The sequence below is a fragment of the Parasedimentitalea marina genome (assembly GCF_004006175.1).
In the GTDB taxonomy this organism is placed as follows: Bacteria; Pseudomonadota; Alphaproteobacteria; order Rhodobacterales; family Rhodobacteraceae; genus Parasedimentitalea; species Parasedimentitalea marina.
Genome location: NZ_CP033219.1, coordinates 1,218,669 through 1,237,875 on the forward strand (window position 1 = coordinate 1,218,669; position 19,207 = coordinate 1,237,875).

The 19,207-nt window shown below is 58.3% G+C and carries 15 protein-coding genes and 3 tRNA genes; 5 read left to right on the plus strand and 13 right to left on the minus strand.

The features are described 5' to 3' along the window. Positions 1-159: 159 nt before the first annotated feature. A complete protein-coding gene (hisH, locus tag EBB79_RS05950) occupies positions 160-798 on the minus strand; it encodes an imidazole glycerol phosphate synthase subunit HisH (RefSeq protein WP_127748049.1) in 639 nt (212 codons plus the stop codon). Between the two features lie 54 nt (positions 799-852). Next, complete coding sequence (locus tag EBB79_RS05955) at positions 853-1,467, minus strand: TetR/AcrR family transcriptional regulator (protein ID WP_127748050.1); 615 nt, start codon at positions 1,465-1,467, stop codon at positions 853-855. A gap of 85 nt (positions 1,468-1,552) precedes the next feature. Here EBB79_RS05955 and EBB79_RS05960 point away from each other — a divergent pair, with 85 nt between their 5' ends. Next, positions 1,553-2,170: a DUF2306 domain-containing protein gene (locus EBB79_RS05960; RefSeq protein ID WP_238705008.1), complete on the plus strand. Its 618-nt coding sequence runs from the start codon at positions 1,553-1,555 to the stop codon at positions 2,168-2,170. Positions 2,171-2,190: 20 nt separating this feature from the next. Here EBB79_RS05960 and hisB read toward each other — a convergent pair whose 3' ends face one another. Beyond that, complete coding sequence (gene hisB, locus EBB79_RS05965; protein ID WP_127748051.1) at positions 2,191-2,778, minus strand: imidazoleglycerol-phosphate dehydratase HisB; 588 nt, start codon at positions 2,776-2,778, stop codon at positions 2,191-2,193. 170 nt (positions 2,779-2,948) lie between these two features. Between hisB and EBB79_RS05970 the strand changes: the two genes are divergently transcribed. Continuing rightward, entirely contained in the window at positions 2,949-3,188 is a 240-nt protein-coding gene (locus EBB79_RS05970) for an Lrp/AsnC ligand binding domain-containing protein (RefSeq protein ID WP_127748052.1), read from the plus strand. A 149-nt stretch (positions 3,189-3,337) separates the two neighbouring features. Here the strand turns inward: EBB79_RS05970 and EBB79_RS05975 are convergent, their stop codons facing one another. The 6 genes from EBB79_RS05975 to EBB79_RS06000 all read right to left on the minus strand — a co-directional run bounded on the left by EBB79_RS05975 (position 3,338) and on the right by EBB79_RS06000 (position 7,483). After that, positions 3,338-4,690 carry an aminotransferase gene (locus EBB79_RS05975; RefSeq protein WP_127748053.1) on the minus strand — a complete coding sequence of 451 codons (1,353 nt, stop codon included), beginning with the start codon at positions 4,688-4,690 and terminating at the stop codon, positions 3,338-3,340. 172 nt (positions 4,691-4,862) lie between these two features. Continuing rightward, positions 4,863-4,937 (minus strand) — tRNA-Gly (locus EBB79_RS05980). 164 nt (positions 4,938-5,101) lie between these two features. Continuing rightward, positions 5,102-5,176, minus strand: a tRNA-Gly gene (locus EBB79_RS05985). Between the two features lie 89 nt (positions 5,177-5,265). After that, positions 5,266-6,168, minus strand: coding sequence for a NaeI family type II restriction endonuclease (locus tag EBB79_RS05990; protein ID WP_127748054.1), 903 nt, complete (start codon positions 6,166-6,168; stop codon positions 5,266-5,268). Positions 6,169-6,303: 135 nt separating this feature from the next. Next, positions 6,304-7,263 (minus strand): DNA cytosine methyltransferase, encoded by a 960-nt coding sequence (locus EBB79_RS05995; protein WP_127748055.1) that lies wholly within the window; start codon positions 7,261-7,263, stop codon positions 6,304-6,306. Between the two features lie 145 nt (positions 7,264-7,408). Next, positions 7,409-7,483: transfer RNA gene (locus EBB79_RS06000), tRNA-Gly, on the minus strand. A 153-nt stretch (positions 7,484-7,636) separates the two neighbouring features. Here EBB79_RS06000 and EBB79_RS06005 point away from each other — a divergent pair. Beyond that, the gene (locus EBB79_RS06005) at positions 7,637-8,536 is read left to right on the plus strand and encodes a YHYH protein (protein ID WP_127748056.1); all 900 of its coding nucleotides are present in this window, start codon (positions 7,637-7,639) and stop codon (positions 8,534-8,536) included. Positions 8,537-8,657: 121 nt separating this feature from the next. Here EBB79_RS06005 and EBB79_RS06010 read toward each other — a convergent pair whose 3' ends face one another. Continuing rightward, positions 8,658-12,101 carry a pyruvate carboxylase gene (locus EBB79_RS06010; protein WP_127748057.1) on the minus strand — a complete coding sequence of 1,148 codons (3,444 nt, stop codon included), beginning with the start codon at positions 12,099-12,101 and terminating at the stop codon, positions 8,658-8,660. A gap of 138 nt (positions 12,102-12,239) precedes the next feature. Continuing rightward, positions 12,240-13,400 (minus strand): alpha-hydroxy acid oxidase, encoded by a 1,161-nt coding sequence (locus EBB79_RS06015; RefSeq protein ID WP_127748058.1) that lies wholly within the window; start codon positions 13,398-13,400, stop codon positions 12,240-12,242. Between the two features lie 316 nt (positions 13,401-13,716). Between EBB79_RS06015 and EBB79_RS06020 the strand changes: the two genes are divergently transcribed. Next, positions 13,717-16,074: an ATP-dependent helicase gene (locus EBB79_RS06020; RefSeq protein WP_127748059.1), complete on the plus strand. Its 2,358-nt coding sequence runs from the start codon at positions 13,717-13,719 to the stop codon at positions 16,072-16,074. Between the two features lie 68 nt (positions 16,075-16,142). Here EBB79_RS06020 and EBB79_RS06025 read toward each other — a convergent pair whose 3' ends face one another. Both EBB79_RS06025 and EBB79_RS06030 read right to left on the minus strand, forming a co-directional pair. Further along, a complete protein-coding gene (locus tag EBB79_RS06025) occupies positions 16,143-16,922 on the minus strand; it encodes a phosphodiesterase (protein WP_127748060.1) in 780 nt (259 codons plus the stop codon). Positions 16,923-17,273: 351 nt separating this feature from the next. Continuing rightward, a complete protein-coding gene (locus EBB79_RS06030) occupies positions 17,274-17,492 on the minus strand; it encodes a DUF1127 domain-containing protein (protein ID WP_127748061.1) in 219 nt (72 codons plus the stop codon). A gap of 292 nt (positions 17,493-17,784) precedes the next feature. On the opposite strand from EBB79_RS06030, the gene EBB79_RS06035 reads away from it, so the two are divergent. Beyond that, the gene (locus EBB79_RS06035) at positions 17,785-18,849 is read left to right on the plus strand and encodes an Mrp/NBP35 family ATP-binding protein (RefSeq protein ID WP_127748062.1); all 1,065 of its coding nucleotides are present in this window, start codon (positions 17,785-17,787) and stop codon (positions 18,847-18,849) included. Positions 18,850-19,207: the final 358 nt, after the last annotated feature.

Below are 19,207 nucleotides of genomic sequence, written 5' to 3' on the forward strand. Positions count from 1 at the left end.
CTAACATACGAACCTTCAAAACCTGAATTTTGGCAATATGGGTCGCGCCTGACCTTGGGGAGGTGCAAAGCGCCTTCCCGCAGGGAAGGTCAGGCGCTGCCCAGTGTTCCACCGAGCGCAACACTTTCAGCAATGTTCTTCAGGTTGTCTGGGTGACGCCTAAGGCCTCCACCTCAAGAAATTCCCGATCATCCGCAGGCCTACGTCCTGGCTTTTCTCGGGGTGGAACTGCATGCCGACCATGGTGTCGCGACCGATCACGGCGGTGACCTCGCCGCCGTAGTCCACATGGGCCAGACGTTCTGCCGGGTCAGAGACCTGAAACTGGTAGGAGTGCACGAAATAGGTGTGGTCGCCGGAGGTGATGCCGTCAAAGATGGCGTGGTCATTGTCAATGACCAGATTGTTCCAACCCATGTGCGGCACCTTCAGGGCGCTGTCTGTTGGGGTGATCTTGACCACGTCGCCACTGATCCAGCCAATGCCTGCGGTCTCGTTATACTCATGGCCGGTGGTGGCCATCAGCTGCATGCCGACACAGATGCCCAAAAACGGGCGGCCTTTTTGCTCAACCGCCTCGACCATGGCGTCATAGATGCCCTTATGGCCGCGCAGTTCCGTGGCGCAGGCCGGAAAGGCGCCGTCGCCGGGCAGGACCAGCCGATCCGCGCGGGCCACCACATCGGCGTCCGAGGTCACCACCACGTCGCCTGCGTCCATTTCCCGCGCCATGCGTTGAAAGGCTTTCTCGGCCGAGTGCAGGTTTCCGGATTCATAGTCGATGATGGCAGTCAGCATGGGGGCGGGCCTTTTGTTTTGGTGCCTCTCACCTGTCGTGAAAGCGGCGAAAGGTCAAGCCTTGGGCGCGGTTCCATCAAGACTGTCGAGCAGGGCCATCACCGCATCAAACGGGCCGCGGGCCTGCTGTGTTAGGTCAACGGGTCCAAAACGGCTGGCCATGTACAAATGGGTATAACCGTGGATCAGGGACCAGACCTGTGTCTCTATCACCATGGGGTCCTGACCGCGCGGCACAAAGGGGGCACAGGCGTTGCGCAGGACTTCGTAGGAAAATGCAGTGCCTTGCTTAAGGTCTGTTTCCAAGCCGGCCATCGGCGCTGAGCTGAAGATAAGATCAAAAAGGGCGGGGTTTTGGATCGCGAAGTTCAAATAGCCGCTACAGATGCCTTTAAGCCGGTCCAGGTCACTGGGATTGTCGTCATCACAGGCTGCCAGCATCGACAGGCGAAACAGGCGGAACCCTTCCTGGGCGATCGCCGCGCGCAATCCACCCAAACCGTCAAAGTGATGCGCAGGGGCCGCATGGGAGACACCCGCCCGGGCGGCGCACTTTCGTAAAGTCAGTTTTTCCTTGCCGCCCTCGCCAAGCAATTCGATGCCCGCCTGAACAAGGGCGGTCCTGAGATCACCGTGGTGGTGCGGTTTTTGGATTGGATCAGTTGTCATACAGCAGAATTATCAGCTGACTTGACAGTGTCAAGTTGATCTGATCTTTACACTGTCAAGTCTAGCGGAGTGTAAGGGAGTGATCATGGTGTATATGTTGCGGTTTCGGGCGTTTCTGGTTTGGATCTTGTGTTTTGGGGTGGCGCTGGCCTCGTGGCGGTTCTTGGCACTGGGAGTTGAGCTGTCGATGGAGTTTGTTGCCTACCACGCGATTGAGCGCCGACTGGCGTTCTTTGCCCATATCACCCTGGCGCCGGTGGCCCTGATGTTGCTGCCGTTTCAATTTTGGAAGGGGCTACGCAGTCGGCGACCGCAGGTGCACCGCTGGATTGGACGGGCCTATGGGCTGAGCATCTTGCTGGCAGGAGTGGGGAGTATACTGATGGCCTTTGGCACCACGGCTGGGCCAGTGGCGGCCTGGGGATTTGGGATTTTGGGCGTTCTGTGGCTGGGCAGCACCGGTTATGGCATCTGGCTGGCCCGGCAGGGGCGCATCGCAGAACACCGACGCTGGATGTTTCGCTCCGCTGCGCTGACATTTGCCGCCGTGACGCTGCGGCTATATCTGCCGCTGCTGTTTGCCACATTGGGTGAAGAGGCCGGTTATACGCTGGTGGCCTGGCTGTGCTGGGTGCCAAATCTGGCTTTCGCAGAGTGGTATCTCAGGCGGCCTTTGCGCCAGTCCGCAGCGCTGGCAGCCTGAGTGGTGACTTTAGGGGGTGCTTAGAGCGTCCCCTTGGTTGACGGAATCGCATCCGCTTTGCGCGGGTCGGTTTCCACCGCCGGGCGCAGGGCGCGGGCGACGGCCTTGAAGGCGGCTTCGACGATATGGTGGCTGTTAAAGCCGTGAATTTTGTCCACATGCAGGGTGATGCCGCCGTGAGTGGCGAAGGCAGTAAAGAACTCGCGCACCAGTTCGGTGTCAAAAGTGCCAATTTTCTGGGTTGGGATGTCCAGGTTCCACACCAGAAAAGGTCGCGCCGACAGATCCAGGGCGCAACGCACCTGCGCCTCGTCCATGGCCAGATGGCATTCGCCATAGCGACGGATGCCTTTTTTGTCGCCAAGCGCCGCCGCCAGTGCCTGACCCAGCGCAATGCCGGTGTCCTCGACGGTGTGGTGGTCATCGATGTGGGTATCACCCTTGGCACGAATGGTCATGTCAATCAGCGAGTGCCGCGACAGCTGGTCCAGCATATGGTCAAAAAAGCCAACGCCGGTCTGGTTGTCGTAAGCCCCGGTGCCATCAAGATTGATCTCGACGCTAATCGAGGTCTCATTGGTCGAACGGCTGATCTTGGCTGTGCGCATGGTGGCAAATCCTTATTACATCCGGGGCGCTTATAGGGGCAGGGGGCCGGGTGGCCAAGGGCGAGGTGGTGATTGCTGCGCATGTGTTGCCAAAAGGGGCAGGGGATTGCGCCGGGCGGGTCGGCGTGTCAGCTTGGGTGCAACAGATACTACAACCCCCGAGGCTTTTTATGTCCACATGTGTTTTCATCCAGATACGCTGCAGACCCGGTACCACCTACAAGGTGGCCGAGGATATTGCATTGCGGGAAATTCACTCTGAGCTGTATTCGACCAGCGGCGATTATGACTTGCTGATGAAATTATATATTCCTGCTGATGAGGATGTCGGTAAGTATATCAATGACCACCTATTGGTGATCGAGGGCATTGAGAGATCCCTGACCACAATGACCTATAAGGTGTTTTGAATTACATAGCACCCTTACCTTACCCTGTTTGGTCCGGCCGTTAGGTCGGGCCGCGCCTGACCCTCCCCGTCAAACCATAGGTTTGCCTCCGGCAAAACGGGAGGGCGCTTAAGCACCCTCCCAGGGTCAGTCGCCGCCCTTGGTTTTGTTCAGTTGGCGATTAGCCCCTTATCCTTCAACTCGGCATAGGTGCTGTCGATTGCCGCTTTCAGCTTACCCATCAGCGCGTCCACTTCATCGCGGGTGATGATCAGTGGCGGACAGAGGGCCAGCGCATTGCCGCCGACGGCGCGCAGCAGCAAGCCGTTGTCCTGACAGAACTTCTGTGCGGTCGCTCCGGCGAGACCCTTGTCAAAACTGGCGCCGGTTGTCTTGTTCGACACCAGCTCCAGCGCTGCGATCAGACCCTTGCCACGCACTTCGCCGACCAGGGGGTGCTCGATAAAGACTTCACGCAGTTGCGCCTGCAGATAGTCGCCGACCTCGGCTGCATGGGAAAACAGGCTGTCACGCTCGTAAATTTCCAGCGTTTTCAACGCGGCGGCGCAGGCGGCCGGGTGACCTGAATAGGTATAGCCGTGACCAAAGACACCAACCTGATTGGTTTGTTCGATCATGGCCTCGTACATCCAGCCGGGGATGACTGCCGCCGAGATCGGGAAATAGGCTGAGCTGAGCTGCTTGGCGAATGTCATCAGGTCGGGCTGGATGCCCATGGTGGTGCAGCCAAAATCGTTGCCGGTGCGGCCAAATCCGGTGATCACCTCATCTGCCCAGACCAGAATATCGTGTTTGCGCAGTACGGCCTGCAGCTTTTCATAATAGCCTTCAGGCGGCACGATCACGCCTGAGGCGCCGGTGATCGGCTCAACGATCATTGCGGCAATGGTGTCGGGGCTTTCGGCAAGGATCTGGTCCTCTAGCGCCTGGATGATGCGATCGACAAACTGCGCCTCAGTCTCGTTGCCCTTGCGGTTGGTGTAGTAATGCGGCGATTCGGCGCGCAATACGCCTAAGGCCTCGAGCGGGGCATCGAAATGCGCCAGATTGGCGGGCAGCGAGGTCATTGAGCCGGCCGCGACGGTGACACCGTGATAGCCCCGCTCGCGGGTGATGATCTTGCGCTTTTCCGGCTTGCCGATGGCGTTAAAGTAATAGCGCAGCATCTTGTAGTGGCTGTCATTGGCGTCAGAGCCTGAGTTGCCAAAGAAGAAATAGGCGTCCTCGACTGGCACCATGGCGCGCAGCTTGTCGGCCAGCTCCATGATCGGTGCGTGGGTCTTGCCGCCAAAGGTGTGGCTGAACGGCAGCTTGTTCAGCTGTGTGGTGATAGCATCGATCACTTCGGTGTTGCTGTAGCCCAGCGAGGTGCACCACAGGCTGGCCAGGCCTTCGATGTATTTATTGCCGTCGGAGTCGTAGACATAGATGCCTTCACCATGCGTCAGGCACAGTTGTTCAGTGGCGGTGAAATTGGTGGTGGGGTAAATGACGGGGGACATGCCGGAACTCCTGTTGTGGCGCGGGTGCTTGATGGCAGGATTGACCTGTTTGAGGCGCGGCGTCAAAGGAATTTGATCAAAAGTTTCATGTGATCAATATTTGCCTGCGAAAATGCGAAAAGACCGCCCGAAGGCGGCCTTTCGATCGTCATCCGATAAGGGATGATCCAACTGGAGCGGGCGAAGAGATTCGAACTCTCGACCCTAACCTTGGCAAGGTTATGCTCTACCCCTGAGCTACGCCCGCGTTCCGTTGGTGAGCCGGTGAATAGGGTGTCACGGCGCATGCCGCAAGAGGGAAAGCGGCTGTGGGATGAGATTTTTTGCTAAGAGGATATCAACAGGTGAAATGCGAAAAGGCCGCCCGAAGGCGGCCTTTCGATCTCCATCCGTATCAAGGGATGGTCCAACTGGAGCGGGCGAAGAGATTCGAACTCTCGACCCTAACCTTGGCAAGGTTATGCTCTACCCCTGAGCTACGCCCGCATTCCGTTGGTGAGGCGCTGAATAGAATTTCCCGGCCCGCGCCGCAAGAGGTAAAATGGAAAAAAATGGTGTGGATGGAGTTTTCACTGTTAACCGGCAATCTGCGGCAGATTGAAACCGGCCTGCGCCGCCATACGGTGTTGCAAAGCGGTCGTTGGGCGGCAAGAGATGAACTCGGCCGGTGAACAATGGGGCAGATCCATTGCCTTGATCAACTGGCCGTGCAACTGGCCTTGCAGCAGCAGAATGCCGTCTTGCTCCAGTAGATCACGCGTTCCGTGGCCCTTGTCTGAGCGCACCCGGCGCATGAAGTCTTTTTGCATCGCCACCGCCTCAACCACGTCTCGGGAGATCGGTTGGTTCTGCATCGCGCGAAACAATGCCGCCATACGGGCGTTGCCAGTGTCACAGGAGAAGATTTGTTCCACGATGTCCTCGTCCACGGTGCGCCAGAAGTTGGCGGGGTAGGGGTGGTCACAGAGCAGCCAAAGGATATGCTGGAAGCCATCAGCCGAGATCGAGCGTTTGCCGTCTTTGTTTTTTCCGGCGGTTAGATAATCGGGTCGCGCCACCACCAGCCCCAGATAGCAACGGGCGCGCGCTTCGTCTGCGGCGACCAGAATGCAAACGTGATTCACCGCCTCACTTGGGATCATCCAGTTGCTGCCCATTGTGTTTTTGATGTCGACATCCTGGTCCAGGATGACCGTGTCCAGCCGTCCGCGTTTCAGGCGCAGTAAAGCGCGCAGTTCGATTTCGACGCGGGTGCCGATATAGGTTTTTTCGGTCTTCTCCAGCTCTTCATAGCAGCGCCGCCCGGTTTTGGGGGTCATGATTACATCATCGATGCAGGTCCGCAGCATGGCGGGGAAGTCATCCGCCAGTGTCAGCGTACCGCCCGCGCGGGCGGTGATTTCGACTTGTAGTGATGACAGGAGGTCGTGGTCTGGGTGGCCGGGGACGATGAGGCTGGAGGGGATGTTTTTCTTCATTGGTGAGCCTTTGGTCCGGCCGATAGGTCGGACTGCGCCTGACCTTCCCACGTCAAACCCAAGGTTTGCCTTCGGCAAAACGGTGACGGCGTTTTGCGCCTACCCAAGGTCAGGCGCGGTCCTTTGTGTATCGTATCAGGCGCGCACGACATGCAGTTTCCGCTTGGCAATTGCGGTTTTCAGCTGGGTTGCGACGGCCTGGGCCACCGGTGGCGGAAAGGCGTTGCCGACTTGTTTATAGGCGTTGGTTTTGGCGCCAGTGAAATGCCAGTCATCCGGGAAGCCCTGTAGGCGGGCCACCATTCGGACGGTCAGGCGGGGCATGTCGTTGTGAAATGGATCCGGGGCCTCGGGGGCAATGGTGCGGCCTTCGACCCCCAACGAGGCCCAGGCCTTGCGCGAGCGGGTCGGACCCAGATCAGGGCCGCCGTGTTTCTTGGAGCCGCCAACGATTGTAGGCGCGATTTCATCGGCCTTGGCTGCCCAGTCGTCGGCACCACGCCAGCCACGTTCCTTCATTAAATCAATCAGCGTTTCGCCAACTTTGGGCGGGTTGTGGGGTAGTGGATCGGGCCAGCAGAACTGGTCGTTGTATTCTTTGCGCAGGGCGACAATCACCACCCGAGGGCGCAGTTGTGGCACGCCGTAGTCCGAGGCATTGAGCAGCCGCCAATCGGTGGTGTAGCCGAGTTTCCCCAGTTGCTTCTTCAGCTTCTCGCGGTAATCCAGAAACACCGCATCCAGAAAGCCGCGCACGTTTTCGATCATTACCGCCTTGGGACGGGTGGCATCGACAATGCCAAGCGCGTCGTCGAACAGATTACGTTCGTCCTTTTCGCCCAGCTGTTTGCCAGCCACCGAGAACGGTGGACAGGGCAAGCCGCCGGCCAGCAGGTCAATCCCGGCAAAATCAGAAGAACGTTCCTTGAACAGGCGCACGTCCTCTTCGAGCACATTCCAGTTGGGACGGTTGTGGCGCAGGGTGGCGCAGCAATGCTTGTCTATCTCGACCAGCGCGGTGTGATCAAATCCGGCTTTTTCCAGGCCCAGGGCCTGACCGCCTGCACCTGCGCAGAGTTCTACCGATGTCAGCATGCTACCTCGTTGTTCCATTCGTCGCCATTACGGCGTTCTTGCTCTGTTCTTAGTGGATGAGTTGATTCTCCACAAGCCATGACACTAGAGCCTGAGACACAAATACGAAAGGGCCGCCCGAAGGCGACCCTATCCGTTTGACCGATGGAGCGGGCGAAGAGATTCGAACTCTCGACCCTAACCTTGGCAAGGTTATGCTCTACCCCTGAGCTACGCCCGCATTCCGTCGGTGAGGGCTGAGATATGAATTCCACGGCCGCGCCGCAAGGGCAAAACGGTGTGGGTTTGAAAATAAATTACATAAGGTGCGACGGAACTGGCGGAACGCTGCGTGAAACCCTGCAATGAAGTATTGTTACTAAAGGAAATTGCCATGCGACATGCGAACACCATCAAACTGGCGGCACTGACCGGCATGATTGTGATTGGCTTTGTGCTGCAAAGCGATGCGCAGGGGCAGCCTCCAAGGCGTCAGCACACTGCGATTGCTGCACAAGACCTCAATCTGGTTGCTGCGACGGTTAAAGTACGAGGCAGTAAGGTTAAGCTGCGCGCTACGCAGGACACGGTTAAGATCAGTGCAAATGGCATCCCGGATCATGCGGTTGGGCAATTTCCAAACCGGGGCAACCCTCATAGCATTCAGCCACAACGATATAAGTTTGCGGCAGATACCGATCAATTGCCTCGGGTCGCCAAGGCCTATGGCATGGCGGGATTGTTTGGAGTTGCGGTCAATGGGGTTCCGTTCGATCCGGGGGCCGCGGAGTTCTGGAAAGGTAATCGGCAGTCTGGCTGGCAGTACGAGGCCCTGGGCGGGGCTGTGACACTGGGGCTGGACCAGAACTATGCCCATGTTCAGCCCAGCGGGGCCTATCACTACCACGGGTTGCCATGGGGGCTGATGCAGCAATTGGGCTGGTCAGCGGAGAAAGCATCGCCCCTGATCGGATATGCGGCGGATGGGTTTCCAATTTATGCGATCACCACCGACATGAATGGTCGGGTGCGGGAGATGACCAGTTCCTACCAGTTGAAATCGGGCCGTCGACCAGGGGGATCAGCGCCGAGTGGGCGTTATGACGGCGCCTTTGTGCAGGACTATCAATATCGGGCGGGCTCTGGAACACTGGATGAATGCAATGGGACGCAGGTGGTGACCGAGGACTTCCCGGGTGGCACCTATGCGTATTTCCTGAGCCAGGATTTCCCGGTGGTGCCGCGCTGTCTGAAGGGAGATGCTGACGGAAGTTTCGTCAAGCGACGCAGGTAAGGCGCTGGTGGAGCCGGCCTCCGGCGGGAGTATTTTGGAAAAGATGATGGGGGCAGTGATAGAGCTGTTGGGGCGCATTGAATTTGCGCCCCATCGTTTTTGAAGTCTGTTATCGAGTGGGTTAGTCCAGCTCGATCAACAGGTCTTTGGCGTCGATCTGAGTGCCGGGCTGAACATGCACGGCCTTGATTACCGCATCGCGTTCGGCGTGGATACCGGTTTCCATTTTCATGGCTTCGATGGTCAGCAGCAGGTCGCCTTCGTGAACCTGCTGTCCTGCCTGGACTGCAACGGTGGCCACGACGCCAGGCATGGGAGCGCCAAAGTGGTTGTCGTTGCCGGCCTCGGCCTTGGGACGGGCCTCGGTGGTAGATTTCACCAAGCGGTTTGGCACCCGGATGACCCGTGGCTGGCCGTTCAGTTCGAAGAACACTTTGACTTCGCCTTTTTCATCGGTTTCACCGATGGCCTGCAGGCGGATTTCCAAGGTTTTGCCGGGATCGATTTCGGCCTCGATCTCGTCGCCCGGTTCCATGCCGTAGAAAAAGGTCTGGGTTGGCAAGGCGCGCACCGGGCCATAGCTGCGGTGGCGACCCATGTAGTCGAGGAACACCTTGGGGTACATCAGGTAGCCATTCAGATCTTCGTCGTCGACGGATTTTCCGTCCAGTTGGGTGCTGAGATCAGCGCGGGTTGCTTCAAGATCCACGGCTTTGAGGTGCTTGCCGGGGCGTTCCAGATTGGGGGCTTCACCCTTGAGCACTTTCTTGAGGAACGCGTCGGGGAAGCCTTTGGGCGGCTGGCCCAGATTACCGCGCATCATGTCGATGACCGAGTCGGGGAAAGACAAATCAGTGCCTGGATCTTCGACCTCGGCGCGGGTCAGGCCCTGGCTGACCATCATCAGGGCCATATCGCCAACCACTTTGGAGCTGGGCGTGACCTTGACGATATCGCCGAACATCTGGTTCACATCCGAATAGGTCTGCGCGACCTCGTGCCAGCGCTCTTCCAGACCCAGGCTGCGGGCCTGTGCCTTGAGGTTGGTGAACTGACCACCGGGCATCTCGTGCAGGTAGACCTCGGACGCCGGGGCCTGGATGCCGCTTTCAAACGCGGCATATTGCGCACGCACCTGCTCCCAATAGTCCGAGATTTCGCGGATCGGTTTGATGTCGATGCCGGTGTCGCGGTCGGTGTTACGCAAACCTTCGACAATCGAGCCGAGGCAGGGCTGCGAGGTGCCACCCGAGAAGGCGTCCATAGCCGCATCCACCGCATCGACGCCTGCATCAGCCGCGGCCAGAATGGTGGCGCCGGCAATGCCGGAGGTGTCATGGGTGTGGAAATGGATCGGCAGGCCGACCTCTTCCTTAAGGGCCTTGACCAGCACCCTGGCTGCGGCCGGCTTTAGCAGGCCCGCCATGTCTTTGAGACCCAGAACATGGGCGCCAGCGGCCTCGAGCTCTTTGGCCATGCCGATGTAGTACTTGAGGTCATATTTGGCGCGATTTGGATCGAGAATGTCACCGGTGTAGCAAATGGTGCCTTCGCAGATCTTGCCGGACTGAACCACGGCATCCATGGCGACGCGCATGTTTTCAACCCAGTTGAGGCTGTCGAACACCCGGAAGACATCGACACCTGTTATGGCGGCCTGGCGGACGAACTCTTGCACCACATTGTCGGGGTAGTTGGTATAGCCAACCCCGTTGCTGGCGCGCAGCAACATCTGGGTCATCACGTTTGGCATCGCCTCGCGCAGGTCGCGCAGGCGCTGCCAGGGGCATTCCTGCAAGAACCGGTAGGCGACGTCAAAGGTGGCGCCGCCCCAGCATTCAACCGAGAACAGCTGGCTGAGGTTTTGCGCGTAGGCCGGGGCCACTTTGATCATGTCAATCGAGCGCATCCGGGTGGCCAGCAGGGATTGGTGACCGTCGCGCATGGTGGTGTCGGTCAGCAGTAACTGCCGCTGGGCCTTCATCCAGTCGGCAACAGCTTGCGGGCCTTTTTGCTCCAGCAAGTTGCGGGTGCCATAGGGCAGGTTGCCTGGTGCGACTTTGGGCGGGCGCGGCGCTTTCAGTTCGGCGGGCGGTGCGTTGCGGCCTTCGGTTTCAGGATGCCCATTGACCGAAATGTCTGCGATGTAGGTCAGAACCTTAGTTCCCCGGTCACGACGTTTGGAGAACTGGAACAGGGCCGGTGTCTCGTCAATGAACTTGGTGGTATAGCTGTTGTCCAGAAAGGTCGGGTGCTTCAACAGGTTCTCGACAAAGGCGATGTTGGTGGAGACACCACGTACCCGGAATTCGCGCAGGGCGCGGTCCATGCGGGCGATGGCCATTTCTGGGGTCGGCGCCTTGGCGGTGATCTTGGTCAGCAGGCTGTCATAATAGCGGGTGATCACGCCGCCTGCATATGCGGTGCCGCCGTCCAGACGAATGCCCATACCGGTGGCCGAGCGATAGGCGGTGATGCGGCCATAGTCAGGGATGAAGTTGTTCTGCGGATCCTCGGTTGTGACCCGGGTCTGCAAGGCGTGGCCGGTCAGCGCGATGTCATCCTGGCTGGCTTTGCCGGTGGCCTCGGCAATGGATTTGCCTTCGGCGATCAGGATCTGGGCGCGCACGATGTCGATGCCGGTGACTTCCTCGGTGACAGTGTGTTCCACCTGCACCCTTGGGTTTACTTCGATGAAGTAAAATTTGCCGTCGTCCATATCCATCAGGAATTCGACGGTACCGGCGCATTCATAGCCCACGTGGGCGCAGATCTTACGGCCCAATGCGCAGATCTCAGTCCGTTGCTCTTCGCTGAGGTATGGCGCAGGGGCGCGTTCGACCACTTTCTGATTGCGGCGCTGTACTGAGCAGTCGCGCTCAAACAGGTGGTACATGCCGCCCTGTTTATCACCCAGGATCTGCACTTCGACGTGGCGGGCGCGCTGGATCATCTTTTCCAGAAAACCTTCGCCGTTACCAAAGGCCGCCTCGGCTTCGCGGCGACCTTCCAGGATTTTCTCTTCCAGCTCATCCTCATTGTAGATCGGGCGCATGCCGCGACCACCGCCGCCCCACGAGGCCTTGAGCATGAAGGGGTAGCCCACGTCTGTTGCTTCTTTGCGAATGGCGTCCATGTCGTCGCCCAGCACCTCGGTGGCGGGGATCACCGGCACGCCGGCTTCGACTGCAACCCGGCGGGCACTGGCCTTATCGCCAACTTCGCGCATTGTTTCAGCCTTGGGGCCAATGAAGGTAATGCCATTGCGCGAGCAGGCGTCGACAAAATCAGGGTTTTCCGAGAGCAACCCATAGCCCGGGTGGATCGCGTCTGCGCCGCTTTCTTTGGCGACCCGGATCATCTCGTCGATGCTGAGGTAAGCGGCAACCGGGCCCATGCCCTCGCCGATGCGGTAGGCCTCATCAGCCTTGAACCGGTGCAGGCCAAGTTTGTCTTCTTCAGCATAGACCGCGACCGTGGCTTTGCCCATTTCATTGGCGGCGCGCATCACGCGGATGGCGATCTCTCCACGGTTGGCAATCAGGATTTTCTTGAAGTCGGTCATGTTACCCTCGTGGTCGTGTGATTTTGACGAATTGTTAGGCGCATCATAACGGCAGGTTCAACCGTAGTTCTGGGTATAACCGGCATTATTGCGCTATCATGCGGCCTCGTATTGTGATTCAACTTATTAATCTGCTCATTAAATAGGCAGTTGGTGGGCAGGTCCCAGGGTCCTTGTCAAAGGCAAGGACGTAACGTCAGTTGCGCCAATTTGTCCCATATTAGATTTCAGGTCCTGCTTCAAGATGTCGATCAGGTGGGCTGGGCCGGGTTCTCCAAGGGCGGCTAATGCAAAATGAAAGGCGCGTCCCAGCATGATATAGTCGGCACCAAGTGCCAGTGCGCGCAGCATATCCAACCCGCCCTCGACACCGCTGTCAAAGATTAGCGGCAGGGTGGTGGCCCGGCGGATTTCAGGCAACATTTCGATCGTTGCGGGGCTGGCGTCGAACTGGCGACCGCCGTGGTTCGACACCCAAAGCGCATCCACGCCCATGTCTTGCAGGCGCTCTGCATCCTCGGGGCGCATTACCCCTTTTATCACGATCGGCCCCTGCCAGTGATCCCGCAACCATTGCACATACTCCCAATCCGGCGAGGTGCGTAGCAAGTAGCCGATATGTGCAGTTGAGGACAGGTTGCCCAGATTTCCGGTGATGTATTTATCCAGGGTGCGCATATGCGGCATGCCACGCCGGGCCATGCCAAGCGCCCATGTGGGATTTGCCAGGGTCTGGGCAAGAAGGCGTGGTGTCAGCCGTGGCGGTTGCGTCAACCCTGACCGCATCTGACGTTCCCGGCGCGAGGCCACTGGTACATCCACCGTCAGCACCAGCACTTTGAACCCGGCGGATTTTGCGCGGGCGAGCATGTCGATGCGGATGTCTGGGTCTTTTGGTGGATACAGCTGGAACCAGGCTTGTTCCCCCAGATGCGGTGCCAGATCCTCGGGCGATTGGCTGGCAACAGTGGACAGAGTATAAGGTATGCCGGCGGCAGCGGCACTGCGGGCCAGATGACCCTCGGCGTCGGGCCAGATCAACCCGGACATGCCAACCGGTGCTACCCCAAAGGGCAGCGGCAGTTTCTCACCAAACAGCGTGGTACTCAGATCGACCTCTAAGGGGCCGTGCAGGATTGAGGGCAAAAAACCGACCCGATCCAGTGCCGCGCGGTTGCGGGTCTTGGTGGCCTCAGTGCCGGTGGCGCTGTCCAGGTACTCCCAGACGAATGGTGGCAGGCGACGTTGGGCTTGGCGGGCCAGATCAGCGATGGCGGGGTAGCGGCTGTGTAAATCCATGGCGGATTTGTGGGAAAATCGGCAGAAGAATGCAAGGAGATGTATTGGTCTGATCGATTCCAGCGATGTTCCGGGACACGGCGCATTCGACGCAGGCTCGGGACAACGTCCTCCGGGTGCACTTTTGGACGTATAGGTCCTGGCCCATAGCAAAGGGCGTCTTTAGAATTTTTACCATTGTTTCCCCGGCGTGCTTTGGCCATGAACGATGGGCCCGAGGCATTGTCGCCGGGTGTTCGGGGATCACGACAAATGAAGCGGAACATTGTGAGAACAAGACTTCCCCTCTTGATGGCTTCACGCTAGGATAATGGGCATGAGCAGTTTTGACGAAATGGACGCCTTTGAGGGCGCATCGCTATCCTCGCGTGCAATGGCTGCGCGGCCGCAACCCTATCTTGACGGGTTGAACCCGGCGCAACGTGAGGCTGTTGAATGCTTGCAGGGCCCAGTGCTGATGCTGGCTGGGGCGGGCACTGGCAAGACCAAGGCGTTGACGGCCCGGATTGTGCATTTGCTCACCACCGGGTCGGCCCGCACCAACGAGATCCTGGCGGTGACATTCACCAACAAGGCCGCGCGCGAAATGAAAGAGCGGGTGGGCGGCATGTTGGGGCAACCGGCTGAGGGCATGCCCTGGCTGGGCACCTTCCACGCGATATGCGTCAAACTGCTGCGCCGTCATGCTGAACTGGTCGGGCTGAAAAGCAACTTCACCATTCTGGACACGGATGATGTGATCCGGCTGTTGAAGCAGCTGATCCGGGCCGAAGGCATTGACGACAAGCGCTGGCCAGCGCGGACACTGGCCAATGTGATCGATGACTGGAAAAATCGGGCCCTGATCCCGACCAAGGTGCCAGTGGCGGATGCTTCCGCCTATAACGGCAAGGGCGTTGATCTTTATGCACAGTATCAGACTCGTCTGCGCGAGTTGAACGCGGTGGATTTTGGCGATCTGCTGCTGCACATGGTGACGATATTTCAGACCCATCCAGATATCCTTGAGCAATACCAACGCTGGTTCCGCTTTATCCTGGTGGACGAATACCAAGATACCAATGTCGCCCAGTATCTATGGCTGCGACTGCTGGCGGCAGGACATAAGAATATCTGCTGCGTCGGCGATGATGATCAGTCGATCTATGGCTGGCGTGGCGCCGAGGTTGGCAATATCCTGCGCTTTGACAAGGATTTCCCCGGCGCCAAGGTGGTCCGGCTGGAACAGAACTACCGCTCGACGGAACATATTCTGGCGGCGGCCTCTGGGGTTATTGCCGGCAACGAGGGCCGGTTGGGCAAAGACCTGTGGACCGCTGCCAAGGGTGGCGAGAAGGTCCGGCTGATCGGCCACTGGGACGGCGAGGAAGAGGCACGCTGGATCGGTGAAGAGATCGAGGCGATGCAACGCGGCACCCGCGGGCAGGGGCCGCGCGATCTGGAGCAAATGGCCATTCTGGTCCGCGCCTCGCACCAGATGCGCGCATTTGAGGACCGGTTCCTGACCATCGGGTTGCCCTACCGGGTGATTGGCGGGCCACGGTTTTATGAGCGGCTCGAGATTCGCGATGCCATGGCCTATTTCCGCGTGGTGACCAGCCCGGATGATGACCTGGCGTTTGAACGCATTGTGAATACGCCGAAACGCGGTCTGGGCAAGGTTGCGCTGCAAAACATCCAGACCACGGCGCGGGCCAATGGAGTGTCGCAGCTGGAGGGCGCGCGTCTGGCGATTGAAGGCGGATTGATAAAGGGTAAGGGCGGCACGCAGCTGCGCATATTGATCGAAAATATAGCCCGTTGGGGGCGCTTGGCCGGTGACGCCAACATGACCCATATGGATCTGGCCGAGATCATTCTGGATGAATCTGGCTATACAACCATGTGGCAGAACGACAAGACGCCGGATGCGCCTGGGCGGTTGGAAAACCTTAAGGAATTGGTCAAGGCGCTGGAGAATTTCGAGAACCTTCAGGGTTTTCTGGAACATGTCAGCCTGATCATGGACAACGCGGCCAGTGATTCCGGGGAAAAGGTGTCGATCATGACGCTGCACGGCTCTAAGGGGCTGGAGTTCCCGGCGGTGTTTTTACCGGGCTGGGAGGACGGACTGTTCCCCTCGCAGCGGTCGATGGACGAAAGCGGCCTAAAAGGTCTCGAGGAAGAGCGCCGTCTGGCCTATGTCGGCATCACCCGTGCCGAGGAAATCTGTACCATATCCTTTGCTGGCAATCGTCGGGTGTTTGGGCAGTGGCAGTCACAGTTGCCATCGCGGTTCATTGACGAGCTGCCCGATCAGCATGTCGAAGTGCTCACGCCGCCGGGCCTGTATGGCGGTGGTTATGGTGCGGCAGCTCCGGCTGAGGCGCCAGTGCGATCGACCATCGAAGAAAAGATGGCGCAGGCGGATGGGTATAATTCGCCGGGCTGGAAACGCATGCAGTCGCGGGCCGGACAGCGCGGTATGGCGCAGCCAAATGCCGCCAAGCCGCAAGTGATCGATTCGACGGTAATCTCCAGCTTTACGATGGGCGACCGGGTGTTCCACCAAAAGTTTGGTTACGGGATGATTGCCGGTATCGACGGCGACAAGCTGGAAGTGGATTTCGACAAGGCCGGGCTGAAAAAAGTCGTCGCCAGCTTTGTCTCGGCAGGCGATGATATTCCGTTCTAGTGCCGGGCTGCCCCATAGCTGAGGCCCACCCCGACATATCAAAAGACCGGGTGGGCCATGCCTTGGCTTCAGGTGATCGCGCTGCGATTCAGGAAAGCGTCGAAATGCACCGTCATCTGGCCGTCGTTCAGCAGCACGACACCATATCCCGCAGGCTCGGAGCTATATGTCGTGCCAACACTGGTGGGTACCAATGGTACCTGATGGTTTAGGCTGGGCAGCGAGGTGAAAGACAGCCCGTTCCATTGCACATAGGCAGATCGATGTACGTGACCAAAGAACACGTGCCGGATGTTCTTGCCCCGTTTCAGAACCGCGGCAAAGTCCTGATGCTCCACAAGTTTGATGTCATCGACGTAAGCGATGCCAATATCAAAGGGCGGGTGATGCATGAACAGGTACACAGGCGTGTCCCCGGCATTGATCAGTTGGGTGCGCAACCAATCCAAGCGCTGCGGGCATAATTGTCCCTCGTGTGCGCTGGCACCGTCTTTTGTGGTGTCCAGAAATATGAACAGGCCATCCTTTGTCTTGTGGCTGTGCTGGATAAACCCATTGTCGTCACAGTGATGATCTTCAAAGACGCTTTGGAAAACAGTGCGGTCGTCGTGATTTCCAAGCATGAGAAAGGTCTGGATGGAAAACCCGGCCAGCTGTTCTTTTAGCCAAGCATAGGCCGCAGGGTTAGCTGTGTCCGCCAGGTCGCCGGAAATGACACAGAAACGCGCATCACTGTGCCATTGTTCAATATCTTTAAGACAGTCTGTAAGACGGGCAGACGGATCGGAGCCGGCCAGTTCAGTGCCGGGAGAGACAAGATGCAAGTCAGTAAGGTGAATGAATTTCATGAAACGGCCGCGATGTTGGGGGGAACAAAACCCGATTGGGGGCCGTTTCAGCAAAGCGCGGGATCAGGGATTTGATGTGCCAATTGCGACATTTGATCAGCGAACGCGACAAAATTGAGAGCCGACCAAATGAAATGAACGATTGGGAGATGGCAAAGAAAAACGGCGGCGCCAGGGAGGAGGAGGGGCACCGCCGTTCTTTGCAACACCGGGTTTTCAGGGAGGAGGAAGCCCCGGTGTATTCAGACCCGGTTTTGAACCGGTATAAGGTGCGACAGCATCAGGGAGGAGGAGGATGCTGCCGCGTAGGACAGGTCTTCTTAAGGGAGGAGAAAAAAGACCTGATCTCTATTATTTGGAGCCGTAGGCAGCCTCGTGTGCGACGTTCTTCAACATCGAGCGGTTCAGGCCCAGGTCAGCCAGTTCACGGCGTGTCAGCATCGAGAGCTCAACCAGTGTTTTGCGATACAGGCGGTATTGAGTAAAACGGTCCCATGCGGCCTCGGCCAGTGCGACGGGGGCGCAGAACAGCGAAAGTTTCGAGCGGCTGATGTGATCAATGGCGGCCATCGTCTTGGTCCTTAGTGTATTTCAGTGCGTTGCCTGTGTGGCGTTGCTTGAGGCCAAAATAGGAATTTGCTGCAGATGCACAATCCCTTGCTTGGTCATTTCTGCTATGCAGCATTTGCATGGGTCAGCTATTGCATTTTCTGCTTGTCTGATTTTGTGCAGTGATGGCCGGTGGATGCATAATAATTTTGCTGAAAATGTATGACGGACGCTGCAGGGGTAACACTGGTTCCGGGGGTTTTGCCGGGCGACGCACTGCCTATATGTAGGCAGGAAAGATTAGGAGGCCAAAATGGCAGTGACGCTGGTAGAGATAAATAAAGCACTAGGGCGCTTGGCGCTGCCGGATGGGGGTACATTGGTATCACGCGACATGGTGCGGGCAGTGCGGATTGAGGGCGGGAAGGTCAGTTTCGTGATCGAGGCCCCGAATCCAGACATTGCCAAGATGATGGAGCCTTTGCGCCGGGCAGCCGAGGACGTGGTGCAAGAGCTGGACGGGGTGCAGGAGGTTTCGGTTGCCTTGACGGCGCATGGACCTGCCGCCGCGGCGCCGAGCCTAAAGATCGGTGGCCATCCCAAGCCGCAGGCCGGGCCGCTGAAGCCTGCCGGGGTGCAGCGTATTCTGGCGGTGGGGTCTGGTAAGGGCGGGGTTGGTAAATCAACAGTCGCCTCTAATCTGGCGGTGGCGCTTGCCCGACAGGGGCGCAAGGTGGGATTGCTGGACGCGGATATCTATGGTCCCAGCCAACCCCGCATGATGGGGGCCTCGGGGCGCCCGGCCAGCCCTGATGGCAAAATCATCGAACCGCTGCATGCCCATGGCGTCACCTTGATGTCGATCGGGTTCATGCTTGAGGAAGACAAAGCAGTGATCTGGCGCGGCCCAATGTTGATGGGCGCATTGCAGCAGATGCTGGGGCAGGTCAATTGGGGTGAACTGGACGTGTTGATCGTCGACTTGCCTCCGGGGACGGGCGATGTCCAGTTGACGCTGTGTACCAAGACGGAACTGTCGGGCGCCATTGTCGTCTCCACACCGCAAGATGTGTCGCTGCTGGATGCGCGCAAGGCGCTGGATATGTTCAAGACGCTTAAGACACCTGTGCTTGGGCTGATCGAGAACATGTCGTTTTTTACCTGCCCGGATTGTGGCGGCGAGCATCATATTTTTGGTAATGGCGGTGTCGCGACCGAGGCTAAGACATTGGGCTTGCCACTGCTGGGGGCTTTGCCAATTGATCTTGAGACCCGACTGGCCGGCGACAACGGCACTCCTGTGGCAGCGGGGGATGGGGCGATGGCGCAGGCCTATGCCCGTATTGCCGAAGGGTTGGTCAAGGGCGGCATGGCCTAACCTGACCGTCGTCTCTGGACCATTGAAAAACGATAACCGGCCCGCCTGTTCAGGTGGGCCTTTTTGTCCTGATGCCCACCCGCCTTCCAGTTTCCAAAATTCGCCAGACGCGACCGAGGCAAGATCGACTGGCTATTCCAGGTCGAGCGATCCCGTCCTGGTCGCTCTATTTTTGGGCGACGGATTGTGAAAGGCATCTATTGGGGTGGCGATTGGGAATTTATGGGGAGCCTGGGAAACCATGGGCGGTTTGGGAAACCATGGGCGTAGAATCGGTGATTTGCGGCAAAAAACGTTGAATTTCCACGAATCAAGTTTGATTCGATGTCTTGAAACTCAATTCGCCTGTGAGTTGCTT